Consider the following 12,983-nt stretch of genomic DNA (forward strand, 5'->3'; position numbering starts at 1 on the left):
GGTTATTAGTCTGGGCTTTTTTTATTGAATAATGCTTTGCTGAATTAAATGTACAGGTATTGATTTTGTATATATACGAAATTTTGTATTTTCAGGATGTGCTGTCAACACCTGACATTATAATCAGTATTCATCTTCGTCAGGCAGCGAAGTATCAGCCCACGCCTGACGGATAGCTGAGTGAATAATATCCATACTAAAACCGCGGTAAGCAAGAAAATGCATACATTTATGTTTTTCTTTTAAGTCAGCGGGAGGCTGGCGATATTTTTTTTGCAAAACAGCTATAGCATTATTTGTCTGTTGTTCTCTGTCCGGTAAATAATCTGCAATCAGAGCTGCATCAACACCTTTTTGCTTCAGGCTTTGCTCTAAACGCAGATTACCATGCAGCCGGCTTTTACTATTGATATAAGTTTCCGTATATCGCTCATCTGACTGCCAGTGCTTTTGTGCCAGTTCATCCAGTAATGCTTCAAGATTGTCGTTTTCATCTGCATAAGGATGCAGCTTACGTGCCAGCTCAGCTCTGCTGATTTCCCGCCGTGCCAGTAGAGTAATGGCACGGGCACGTAAACTGATTTTTTGCTTCATGCGCGGATTTCGCTGTTAGCATGATGACGTATGCCATCATCAATCTGAGGCAGATGATCAACAATAATATCCGGTTTAGTCTGTGTGTTTTTTGCCAGCTGTGCCATATCTGCATAACCCCATGTGACGCCACAGCTTAAAGCTCCGGCTGCTTTAGCTGCCAGAATATCATTAGCAGAGTCACCAACCATCAGTAAATTGCCGACGGGTACGCCTAATACTTCTGCTGTGTGCAATAAAGGCATAGGAGAGGGTTTTTTTTCAGCCAGTGTATCACCACCCACAACCAAACTGAATGAATCAGCCAATCCAAGCTCACATAATAATTCCACTGCCAGAATTTCATTTTTATTTGTGATTACTGCTAAAGGCAAACCACGGGCACGGAATAATGCCAGTGCGGTTTCTACTTCAGGATAGGGGCGGGTGTGGACACTTAAATGAGTACGGTAATAGGAAATAAAAGCAGTAAATCCCTGTGTCCAGATTGTTTCATCCACCAGACCGTCCCGATTACCACTGAGAGCCCGGTGTACAAGGCTGGATAAACCGTCACCTACATAGGTAGTCAGTTCAGATTCTGGCAATGATGGCAGTCCTAGTTCCGCGCGCATATGATTGGCAGCAGCACATAAATCGGCGATTGAATCGACCAGGGTACCATCCAGATCGAATGCTATGGCATGAATATCATTCCATTTCATGATTGGCTTATTGATTGGGTAAAAGACATGCTTATTTTATCATGTTCAAATAACCAGTAAGGCTGCCGGTAGCAGTATATTTACTCTGTTTAGCAATCTGGTATTATTTAGGTTCAGACATAGCCGGATAAAACTACAGACAATTAATCCAATTGCAGTTAGTTTATAACTGGCTGAATGGGATCACGGCTGAATATATAAGCTATATGCTGTTTAAACTTTGTACCGGCATGCAGAATATTATTCGGAAATGCATGGTGATTCGGAGCATCTGTATAGCCTTGCGGTTCAAAACAGATTGCTGCAAATGGCAGAAGTGATTTACGTGCCGGTATCTGCTGCTCAGGCAGATTTTGGGCATTATAGACCACCATTACAGGCGCATCTGTTTTTACCGCCATGGACAAACCGGTATCCGGAGCACTTAAGCGCGCAACAATGTTGTTTGTTGAATTTGGAGGTAATACATAGGCCGTATCAATAATGCTGCTGCCTATGGGACGTGCTGAATGGAAATCAAGCGTTGCCGGTGCTTTATGAATATCACCAGTTGGTATCATTTCTTTATCAGTCACGATGACTTCTTGTGGTAACAGCCATAACTGATGTTCGCTGATCGTGCTTTCTCTCAGAGCCAGATTAAAATAACTATGCTGAGTCAGATTAATTAAAGTATCACGATCTGATTCAGCGCTGAAATCAATATTCAGTTCGTTATTTACTGTCAGGGTATAGCATACCTGTACATTCAGGTTACCCGGATAGCCTTCTTCACCATCGGCACTAAAAAGCTGCATGGTAACCGAAGCGCAATGTTCATCATTGTGGGTAGCACATACTTTCCACCACTTCTGATCAAAACCAGTATATCCGCCATGCATATGATGTTCTCCCTGATTAGCAGTCAGATGGAGCAGTTCATGGTTAAGCGGTGCATGGGCAAAGCTGATGCGTCCGGCATGCCGTCCGATTACAGCGCCCAGATGGGGATTGCTGGCACGATAACTGGTGCTGGCATAATCCTCAGCATTATTGAAACCCAGAACACATTGCACAGGATTGCAATCTCTGTCAGGCATGATGATCGAGGTAACTATGGCACCGAAATCCATAACAGATACCTGCATCCCCTGACTGTTTGTCAGTGTCCACAATGTGGCACTTTCACCGTCTACCAAACCGAATGGCTGAGTACTAATCGTACATAATGAATGTTCATTTGATTTCATTCTGTCCGGCCTCTTCATCAAGATTATGTAAGAACGCCAGTTTTTCGGCGATTTTAATTTCCAGCCCGCGAGCTACCGGCTGATAGAATGCCGGTTCATCCATCCCTTCAGGCATGTAGGTTTCTCCGGCTGCATAGGCATTAGGTTCATCATGGGCATAGCGGTATTCACGCCCGTAGCCCAGCTCTTTCATTAACTTAGTCGGTGCATTGCGTAAATGAACCGGTACTTCATTAGACGGGTGTTTTTTGACAAAAGCACAGGCTTCGTTATACGCAAGATAACCGGCATTGCTTTTTGCTGCACACGCCAGATACAGTACTGCCTGCGCCAGAGCCAGTTCCCCTTCAGGGCTGCCAAGTCGTTCAAAAGTCTGCGCTGCATCATTGGCTATTTGCATCGCTCTTGGATCAGCCAGACCAATATCTTCCCATGCCATACGGATTATACGTCTTGCCAGATAGCGGGGATCAGCACCACCATCCAGCATCCGGGTAAACCAGTACAAAGCGGCATTCGGATGAGATCCGCGTACTGATTTATGCAGTGCAGAAATCTGTTCGTAGAAGCTGTCGCCGCCTTTATCAAAACGGCGTAATTGCGTGCCAAGACTGCCGGCAGTTAACTCTGCGCTGATTTCAGTTTGCTGCTGTGCTTGTGCGGTATGGATCAGTTGTTCGAGTAAATTCAGAAAACGCCGGCCATCACCATCAGCGCTGTTAAGGATTAATGTCTGTGCATCCGAACTGATACTGAATGATTGAAACTCAGGCAGGCTGAAAACTTTATTTTGCAATTGTTTCAGTTCTTCAATGCTGAGTGAGTGCAGGGTATACACCTGTGATCGGCTTAGCAGTGCCGGATTAACCTCAAAAGAAGGATTTTCTGTTGTAGCGCCTATAAAAGTAAATAAGCCGTTTTCGACATAAGGTAAAAATGCATCCTGCTGTGATTTATTAAAGCGATGTACTTCATCGACAAAAAGTATGGTGCGTTGTCCCTGTTGTAAAGCCATCTGAGCTTTTTCAACCGCAGTACGGATTTCTTTTACTCCGGAAAAAACCGCTGATAAAGGAATAAACAGAGCATTAAAGCTTTGTGCCAGAATCCGTGCCAGAGTGGTTTTACCCACGCCGGGAGGACCCCATAACAGCATGGAATGCAGATGTCCGGTTTCTACAGCAACACGCAGAGGTTTACCGGCACCAATCAGGTGTTGCTGCCCGATTACTTCGTTCAGATTTTTCGGGCGTAACTGTTCTGCCAGTGGTGGTAAAGGTTTCTGATTAAATAAATCCATAACGTGTCATTCAGTACACGATAATTCGTGTAATATATTGTACCTGATTATGTAAACTTTGCAGGGCTGATAACCATTGGATTATAGGTATAATCAGTATGGTTATATATTGTATAAATAAGAAAAGTTGTATTCTAGACTTAAATTTAATCCAGCTGAAGAAATTATATGAGTAAAATATTGTTTTTTCTGGTTTTTATAGTTGTAGTGATAGGGGCTTATATAAATTATGACAGAAAATCAGAATACGGGCTGATATCTGGTATTGGCAGATATATGATCGATCAGGAATGTCAGCGTCAGTTTGGTCAATCGGTAAATAAACAGTTGACAGAATTATTTATCATCAAAAGAATCAGTCAAAAGGATTGTAACTGTATTGCAGTACATGCAAGTCGAAAACTCAGTATTAAAGAAATTGCAAAAATGGTCGATCCGCAGGTTCGTCAGCAAAGAGTGCGTGAATTTACTGTATCTCAGGCCAGAGTATGCAGGATAAGATTCCAGCGTTATTAACTATAGCTCAAATATGATTAAATCATACGGGAGAAACAATGAAATACATTAGTACCAGAGGGCAGACCGCGCCAAAAAGTTTTAGTCAGGCATTAATGGCAGGTCTGGCAGATGACGGTGGTTTATTATTACCACAAAGCTATCCGCATATTGATACATTTACTCTTCATGAGTGGCGGTCATTAAGTTATGCTGAACTAGCTATGCAGATTATCAGTCTGTTTGCTACTGATATTCCTAAAGCAGATTTACAGAAGATAGTTAATAAGACATATACAAAAGAAATATTCGGAAGTAATGAGATTACTCCGGTCAGAACTTTGCATGATGGAATTCTGATTGAAGGACTTTCAAATGGTCCGACGCTGGCATTTAAAGATATGGCCATGCAATTATTGGGTAATTTGTTTGAGTATGTGCTGGAACGTGAAAACCGCTTTCTGAATATTATCGGCGCCACCAGTGGCGATACCGGTTCTGCTGCTGAGTATGCTCTGCGCGGCAAAAAGCGGGTAAATGTATTTATGTTGTCTCCATATGGAAAAATGAGTGATTTCCAGCGTGCTCAGATGTATAGCCTGAAAGACAGTAACATTTTTAATATTGCTGTTAAAGGCATGTTCGATGATTGCCAGGATATTGTAAAAGCGCTGCAGAATGATCATGCTTTTAAGGCACACTATCATTTAAGTACAGTTAATTCTATCAACTGGGGGCGTATTGTTGCGCAGGTGGTGTATTACTTTAAGGGCTATTTTGCAGCTACCAGCACAAATGAACAGAAAGTTTCATTCTGCGTACCCAGTGGTAATTTTGGTAATGTGCTCGCAGGACATATTGCCCGAAGCATGGGTCTGCCTATTCATCGTCTGATTGTTGCTACAAATGAAAATGATGTGTTGAATGAATTTTTCAATACCGGCCATTATCGTCCCCGTGATGCGGCACATACATTTGTTACTTCAAGCCCGTCTATGGATATTTCCAAGGCTTCCAATTTTGAACGCTTTGTTTATGATTTGCTTGACCATGATGGTTCCCATGTGCAAAAACTCTGGCAGCAAGTTGCAGCTGGTGAGGGATTTGATTTAAGCCATATGCTGAATAAAATTCAGCATCAGTATGGTTTTGCTGCTGGTAAAAGTACTCATGCTGATCGTTTGCAAACCATTGCTCAGGTGTATCGGGAAGACAATGAACTGATTGATCCGCATACAGCAGATGGTGTGAAGGTAGCGCGACAGTTGCGCGAAGCCGGCGAAATCATTGTGTGTCTGGAAACTGCTCTGGCAGCTAAATTTGCACAGACCATTCATGAGGCAGTCGGAAGTGATGTAACCATACCGCGCCCGGATAATTTAGACGGATTGGAAGATTTACCACAGCATGTTACCGTGATGGATAATGATGCAGCTGCGGTTAAACGGTTTGTGGAGACACAATTGGATAAATAAAAGTAGACGTAAGCGTTTTTAAATATTAAAGGCCGGCATGGTTATGCCGGCCTTAGTTTTTCAGGTTAGAAATTATCCGGATTTTCCAGTTTATCTACTTTCTGTTTTAATTCTTCAGGAGTCAGCGCAATTTCTTCACTTGGATTAGCGGCTGCAGTGGCTACTGCAACAGGATTATAGACAGAAATGTATTCTGACCCGTCAGAACGATCCTCAATGGTGTACATCACTCCGCTGCGGTTGAAACGGTGGCACTGGCGCTGATACCAGCCCCTGAACCCGGTTTTAGGTTCATTCGGGTTGTAATAGAATGCATTGAGTATTTCCGGTAAGCCAAGGCCGCATACCACACCGGAAAGCAATACACAGATAAATGTATAACCAACCAGAATATCGCTGTATTTAGCCAATGCCGGCATATTGGCTACAGCCAGTATCAGGGCGAGAGAGATACCACCGCGTACACCGCCCCAGGACAAAATGGTAAGGCTGCCATGGTAGCTTTTCTTATATACTTTCGGGAACAACATAAATGCCAGTATGTTTCCGGCAAAACGGCTCAAATGCAGTAATACGAAAGCTACAATACCGCCGATAACCAGTGTTTTGCTCATATCAACGATAAAGAGTTCCAGACCGATTAAGGTAAACAGAAATGAATTGATGATGCCTTCTACGGCGTGCCAGAAGTTATTAACATCATCTATTTCTTTTTTCTGTAAAACTTCCTGCCATTTATTTCCAACGATCAAACCGCCGACTACACAGGCAATCGGGCCGGACGCATGAGCGAAATAAGCCACCAGATAAGAACCGGAAGCCAGCAAAGCTGTTGTCAGAATCAGTGATTCATTTTCATGTTTGCCATGCAACAGGCGCAATGCGCCAATGCCGAAAATAAACCCGATAATAACGGCAACAACAATTTCATAGAAGAAATTTTCAATAACACCTAAAGGCGATACGTGCTGACCATTAATCAGGGTAAGAATGGTCATGAATACTACGATACACATGGCATCATTGAATAATGATTCACCTTCTAGTTTAACCATTAAATGGCGCGGGGTACGTACTGAGCTCAGTACGCCTTTAATACCGATAGGGTCTGTTGCACCCAGAGCAGAGCCCAGTAACAGCAGAACCAGCAGAGGAACATGATCGCCAACCAGAAACTGAAACCCATATAGCAGACCGCCAAACAGCACTGAACACAGCAATAATCCCAGAGTGGCCAGAATCAGAATTTGTCTCCAGTAACGCTTTAAATCAGAGATCTTAAATTTAAGAGCAGAGGAGGTCAGGATAAAGCAGATTACGCCGTTTACCAGAAAATCATAAAAATTAATATGACTTACGGCTGCCTTTAACGCCATGATATCTACATGGATAAAATGATTGCGTCCGAATAAATTCATGCCCCATTGCAGTGCAAATACCAAAATCGCAGAAACAATCGGTACGCCAATGGCCTGCGGCATGTCAAATAAGCGTTTATTTAATAATGTGGTGACAATAGACAGTGAAAAAATAACCGTTATTGCCTGTAAAAAAAGTACACTACCCATGCAAACAGTTTTCCTTTATTTAAGTATTGTAATAAGTTGCTGATGAATCGAATCTGTCGCAGTTTGTAGCAGGTTCCCCTTGAATCAAAACTTGCAATAATAACTTACGAATCAAATTCATCCAGTAAATCAGGTGCTGGAATAAAATAGAGACTGCCGCTTACCGGTGTACTGAAATCCAGCAGACGGTCTACGTGACCTTCGTCATTTCCGGTAAACATATGCTGCAGCATTTGGCGTGTTACTGCAAATGAACGTGCATAACCGATAAAAAACGTACCGTACTCATTTTTTGACGGATGAGCAAATGCTACATTGGCACGAATAATTTTCAGTTCATTGCCTTGTGCATCATAAGCCTTACTCACGTTACTATGTGCAGATTTCGGCTTTTCTTCATCAGAAAGCTCAATGTCATTAAAACGGCGTCGGCCAATGACTTTTTCCTGTTCTTCTACTGATAATTGCCGCCATGCCTGCATGTTATGCAGATATTTCTGAGTAAAAGCATAACTGCCGTTGCGGAATAACGGATCTTCATCACCCACCAGAGCATATTCTGCTTTGGATACATCTTCCGGATTTTCGGTACCGTCAACGAAACCGATGATAGCGCGACCATCCAGATAACGGAAACCACTTACTTCATCAATGGAATAAGTCGCATCAGCCAGTAATTCATCAATCATTGCGGCCATTTCATAACAAATGTCCTGACGATCGGCACGGATATGAAAGAAAAGATCGCCTGCTGTCGCTACGGCAGTATGTTTTTCGCCTTTAATAGCAGTAAAAGGAACCAGTTCCTTAGGCTTTGGTTTACCCGGCCGCAGCTTGTCCCATGCTTCCGAACCAATCCCCATTAATGCATTAAAATTTTCATCATGAAACCGGCCATGCATGCTGCGTACTAACGCTGAAAAACCAGTAATAAATTCGAGTACCTTGGTAATCGCTGCCTGATTATTCTGTATCCCTAACGTAATAAATAAAGCACTTTTACCCGGATAAGCTAATACTGAAGGTGTTCTGTATATTGTCATTAATAAATACTTTCCTAAACCATTATTATAATGAAATCAACGTACGTTATTAAGTAAAAACTGACATGAATTTAGATATTTTTAACCATGTCATAAAAAATCGCCTGTAAATACGTTCAGCACTGTAAAACCGAACCGAGTAATAAATCCGGCTTTTCTCACTGCCTGTTTTAGTAACGCAATTAATAAATGGGGATACTTATACATAAGATATGAAAATTATCGATAAAATATGATAATTATAACCTAAAAGCGTATAAAAGCTTTTATTTGCTGATATTTTTCCGCTAGTATAGATTGCTTACTATTATTTACTATTACCCTGAGAAAGCAATGCATCACTCATTTCCATTGGTTGAAACCATCGTAGGTGGTTTATTTTTCGCCTTTGTGCTCGGTTATATTGCACATAAGCTGCGTATGCCCCCGCTGGTCGGCTATTTGCTGGCCGGCATAATTGTCGGACCGTATACCAAAGGATTTACTGCTGATATGCATTTATCACAGCAATTGGCCGAACTGGGCGTGATTTTGCTGATGTTTGGGGTGGGGCTGCATTTTTCTATTCGCGATTTACTTGCGGTTAAGCGGGTAGCAATACCAGGCGCACTTATCCAGATTATTCTGGCTACTTTACTTGGCTGGCTGCTTGCTTATCTGGCTGGCTGGACTACAGGTGCCGGTATCGTCTTCGGATTGGCTCTATCTTGTGCTTCAACTGTTGTCTTAATAGCGGCTTTACAGCGCTGGCATTTGGGGGATTCTACACAGGGGCGAATTGCCACCGGCTGGCTGATTGTTGAAGATATTGCCATGGTGTTTGTGCTGGTGATGATTCCGGCTCTGGCGCCGGTTTTATCAGGAGAGGGTGTTGTTTCCAGTGCAAATTTGCTTTATTTGCTGGGTAAAACCGGAGTACAAATCATTGCATTTATACTGGTTATGCTTTTTCTTGGTCGCAGAATAATTCCATGGTCTTTACAGCGTGTAGTGAGCACCGGAAGTCCTGAGTTGTTTCGTCTGGCTGTCATTGCTATTGCTTTAGGCTGTGCCATACTGGCCAATTATTTCTTCGGTGTTTCGTTTGCTCTAGGTGCTTTTTTTGCCGGAGCCATCATCAGCGAAACCAGTATGAATCACACTGCTGAAGAAGCATCCGGCGGCTTACGTGATTTTTTTACCGTACTGTTTTTTGTTTCAGTGGGTATGCTGTTTGATCCTAGTATTATTATCCGTAATCCATTATTACTCTTAGCCACTTTATTAGTGGTGGTAATAGGTAAAAGTGCGGGAGCATTTTTGATTGTGCGTGTATTCGGCTATCCGCCTCAAACTGCACTAACAATTGCTGTTGCGCTGGCTCAGATCGGTGAGTTTTCCTTCATGATTGCCAGTCTGGGCGCGGTATACAATATTTTGCCGCAATTAGCCAGTGATCTGATTCTGGGTAGTGCACTAATATCCATAATCTGTAATCCGTTTTTATTTGTCTGGCTGAACCGCTATCTGGAAAAACAGTCACAGCAAAAAACTTCTGCTATAACCATTATGTCCGAGAGTAATCGATTATCGGATAAACCTCATGCAAAAGTAGCTGCACCGATTAAGCCGGTTTCAATCTATTTTGTAGATGAAGATATGGCTATTGCTCCTGCGGTGAGCGATCATACAGTGTTGGTGGGTGCAGGCCCGGTCGGACAAGAAATAATCAGACATTTGCACGCACGTAATGAAACAGTCTATGTACAGGAAAATCGTTTAGAAGTTGTTACCGAGTTGCGTGCACGTCAGATACCCGTTGCCTATGGGCATGCATTATCAGATGGGATGCTGGACGCTGTATTTGTTGCTCAGGCTAAAAATCTGATTATTACTATTCAGAATAAAACTGAAGTGATATCAATTATAAAGGCTGCCATTGCACTTAATCCGCAACTGCACATAGTCACATTCAGCAGATATGAACAGGACAAACAGTTGTTTATTCAGGCAGGGGCAACCAAAGTTGTTGACAGTCAGCTCGTACTGGCCAATGAAATTATGCAAGCATTCGGACAGGTCTGAAAACTGGCATTGATTCCCATAGAAAAATATAATTTTTTTATTAGTTTTTAAAAATAATCCAGTATCCTGAGAATGATATTTTCTGAAACAGGCGTAAATCAATAATTATCTAATATTGGTTTGCGCCTGTTTTGGTTTAATTACTTATAGTATCGATGAATACTTCCAGTTGTTCACGGTTAGTAATTTTGCTGTCTATTTTGATATATATACTGTGTTCTTCAGGAATAATTAGTACCTGATGTACACCAGCCTGTTCAAGTAATTGTTCTCGGGCATTGTCAGGTAAAACACGACCCTGTTTCAGGATAATGCGCAGACTGGCCAAATAGGGTGGTTCGTGCATTGTCAGGCTCAGTAGAAGCCAGATAAAAGTTAATCCTGTGCCGAAGATAAAAACACTATGTGCACCGGTATGTGCAGCCAGCCAGCCTCCGATTGTTCCTCCGCAGGCTACGCCCAGAAACTGTCCGGTTGCATAGATGCCCATTGCAGTGCCTTTATAACCAGCCGGTGCTTCTTTACTTACCCATGAAGGCAAGAGTGCTTCCATCAGATTAAAAGCAATAAAGAATAATAAAACACCTGTGACAAGCGGCCAGAAAGAAATATTAGCCAGCCATAATACACTTTCAGCAATCAACAGTCCGGCAACACACAAGATAAACACTTGCTTCATTTGCCGTTTGCTTTCAGCGTAAATAATTGGTGGCAGAACAGTAATGAAAGCAATCAGCATCGTGTATAAATAAATCTGCCAATGTCTGGCTGCCGGAAAGCCTGCCTGTTCTAGTTGTATAGGCAGTGCAACAAAAGTCGACATAAGCAGAAAATGCATGCAGAAAATACCGATGTTCAGCTTAAACAGGGCAGGGTTGCGCAGTACAGTACCAAAACTGCCGCGTACAATGCCTGATTCACGGTTAAGTACATGAACAGTACTGTCGGGTACAAAAAACAATGTCAGGCCGATAGCAGCCAGTGCCAGTATCGCAATAACCCAGAATAATCCGTGTAAACCTATTGCATGTGTAATGATAGGGCCGCAGACCATGGCAATTGCAAAAGTGATACCAAAGCTAATACCAATAAAAGCCATGGCTTTGGTGCGGTTTTGTTCGCGCGTCAGGTCAGATAATAATGCCATTACAGCTGCTGCGATAGCACCACTGCCTTGTAATGCACGTCCCAGTATGATTCCCCAGATAGAGGATGTTAAAGCAGCAATAATGCTGCCCAGAGTGAAAATCAGCAAGCCGCCTACAATTAAAGGTTTACGCCCGAAACGGTCAGACCACAAACCAAAAGGAATTTGCAATATAGCCTGCATCAGACCATAAATTCCGATTGCCACTCCGATCAGGCTTTCACTTGCTCCCTCTAATTTCATACCGTAAGTAGTCAGAACAGGAAGAACCATAAACATGCCCAGCATGCGTAGCGAAAAAACTGCCCCTAACCCCCAAGTTGCACGCCTTTCGGCAAGATTCATGTGTGTATCGGTGTTGTTCTTGGAATTCATGTTTAATACTGCTTAAAAGAAAAACCTGCCTATTGTAAAAGAAACAAAGGCAGGTTGGGTTGGTTTGCGTATTGTTATATATTTATGTCACGGTATCAGCCAGCAAAGCTTAATACAGTTTGTGAGGCCGGAGTCATAAAATCTACCGACATCATTATGCTTAAGGTAGTGATAGCAATAATCGAAAACACAAACAGTTTGCGCGCCCATATACGATCATTATTCTGTGCTTTATAGCCAGATAATGCCATACACAGCCACCACACGCTTACAGCCGCAGCAACGACCAGATATTTGTAGCCGGCGTAGCCGCCTATTGACAGCATCAATGTTGCAAACATAAAGGCAATAATATAAAACGTGATATGGTGTTTTGCTACAGCAATGCCTTTTACTACCGGTAAAACCGGAATATTAGCCGCCTGATAATCCTTAAAGCGGTAAATCGCAATTGCATAGGAATGCGGCATCTGCCAGAGACTGAAAATCGCTAGCAGAATAAGTGCACCAGCATCAAAATTATTGCTTACAGCGCAATAACCGATTACTGGAGGTGCGGCACCCGACAGACTGCCAATTAAAGTTCCGTAAACTGAATGCCGTTTCATATAGAGACTGTAAATCCCTACATAAACCACAAAGCCCATTACAGATAACCACATGGCTAAGGGATTTGCGCCAAAATAAAGCACAATAAATCCGGCAATACCCAGTATCGTGGCCAGTGCAAATGTTACACGGGCAGATGCTAAGCCCCGCACAAGCACACGATTCTTAGTACGCTCCATTTTCGGATCAATATCACGGTCAATCAGATTATTAAACGCACAGCCGGAGGCTACTACCAAAGACACGCCCAGCAGGGTAAGGATTAGCAGGTAGCCGTTTATGCTGCCTTTTGACGCCAGCAAAAACCCGCCGACAACCGAAATCAGGTTGCCGACGATAATACCTGGTTTTGTTACTTGCAGGTATGGCTTAATCATGAA

Annotated in this window: 11 protein-coding genes; 3 read left to right on the top strand and 8 right to left on the bottom strand. The window is 42.7% G+C overall.

Annotated elements, in window-relative coordinates; all coding sequences use genetic code 11:
- Positions 1 to 123: 123 nt before the first annotated feature.
- From recX to H3V01_RS02005, 4 genes are all read right to left on the bottom strand, one after another.
- Entirely contained in the window at positions 124 to 594 is a 471-nt protein-coding gene (recX, locus tag H3V01_RS01990; RefSeq protein ID WP_198185846.1) for a recombination regulator RecX, read from the bottom strand.
- Positions 591 to 1,298 (bottom strand): phosphoglycolate phosphatase, encoded by a 708-nt coding sequence (locus H3V01_RS01995; protein WP_100125302.1) that lies wholly within the window; start codon positions 1,296 to 1,298, stop codon positions 591 to 593. The genes recX and H3V01_RS01995 overlap by 4 nt, the downstream gene beginning before the upstream one ends.
- A gap of 158 nt (positions 1,299 to 1,456) precedes the next feature.
- Positions 1,457 to 2,527: an aldose epimerase family protein gene (locus H3V01_RS02000; protein WP_172397380.1), complete on the bottom strand. Its 1,071-nt coding sequence runs from the start codon at positions 2,525 to 2,527 to the stop codon at positions 1,457 to 1,459.
- A complete protein-coding gene (locus H3V01_RS02005; protein WP_198185847.1) occupies positions 2,514 to 3,827 on the bottom strand; it encodes a replication-associated recombination protein A in 1,314 nt (437 codons plus the stop codon). Before H3V01_RS02005 ends, H3V01_RS02000 begins: the two co-directional genes overlap by 14 nt.
- A gap of 168 nt (positions 3,828 to 3,995) precedes the next feature.
- Between H3V01_RS02005 and H3V01_RS02010 the strand changes: the two genes are divergently transcribed.
- Together H3V01_RS02010 and thrC are read left to right on the top strand one after the other, a co-directional pair.
- Entirely contained in the window at positions 3,996 to 4,343 is a 348-nt protein-coding gene (locus tag H3V01_RS02010; RefSeq protein WP_041880335.1) for a hypothetical protein, read from the top strand.
- A 38-nt stretch (positions 4,344 to 4,381) separates the two neighbouring features.
- Positions 4,382 to 5,797 carry a threonine synthase gene (gene thrC / locus H3V01_RS02015; RefSeq protein WP_198185848.1) on the top strand — a complete coding sequence of 472 codons (1,416 nt, stop codon included), beginning with the start codon at positions 4,382 to 4,384 and terminating at the stop codon, positions 5,795 to 5,797.
- A 65-nt stretch (positions 5,798 to 5,862) separates the two neighbouring features.
- Here the strand turns inward: thrC and H3V01_RS02020 are convergent, their stop codons facing one another.
- Both H3V01_RS02020 and H3V01_RS02025 read right to left on the bottom strand, forming a co-directional pair.
- The gene (locus H3V01_RS02020; RefSeq protein WP_198185849.1) at positions 5,863 to 7,365 is read right to left on the bottom strand and encodes a cation:proton antiporter; all 1,503 of its coding nucleotides are present in this window, start codon (positions 7,363 to 7,365) and stop codon (positions 5,863 to 5,865) included.
- Between the two features lie 104 nt (positions 7,366 to 7,469).
- Positions 7,470 to 8,408: a Dyp-type peroxidase gene (locus H3V01_RS02025; protein WP_198185850.1), complete on the bottom strand. Its 939-nt coding sequence runs from the start codon at positions 8,406 to 8,408 to the stop codon at positions 7,470 to 7,472.
- 333 nt (positions 8,409 to 8,741) lie between these two features.
- On the opposite strand from H3V01_RS02025, the gene H3V01_RS02030 reads away from it, so the two are divergent.
- The gene (locus H3V01_RS02030; protein ID WP_198185851.1) at positions 8,742 to 10,472 is read left to right on the top strand and encodes a cation:proton antiporter domain-containing protein; all 1,731 of its coding nucleotides are present in this window, start codon (positions 8,742 to 8,744) and stop codon (positions 10,470 to 10,472) included.
- A gap of 136 nt (positions 10,473 to 10,608) precedes the next feature.
- On the opposite strand, the gene H3V01_RS02035 is transcribed toward H3V01_RS02030, so the two are convergent.
- Both H3V01_RS02035 and cyoE read right to left on the bottom strand, forming a co-directional pair.
- A complete protein-coding gene (locus H3V01_RS02035; protein ID WP_232332576.1) occupies positions 10,609 to 11,994 on the bottom strand; it encodes an MFS transporter in 1,386 nt (461 codons plus the stop codon).
- Between the two features lie 95 nt (positions 11,995 to 12,089).
- Complete coding sequence (cyoE, locus tag H3V01_RS02040) at positions 12,090 to 12,980, bottom strand: heme o synthase (protein ID WP_025330404.1); 891 nt, start codon at positions 12,978 to 12,980, stop codon at positions 12,090 to 12,092.
- Positions 12,981 to 12,983: the final 3 nt, after the last annotated feature.

The organism is Snodgrassella sp. M0351 (genome assembly GCF_016100575.1).
GTDB lineage: Bacteria > Pseudomonadota > Gammaproteobacteria > Burkholderiales > Neisseriaceae > Snodgrassella > Snodgrassella alvi.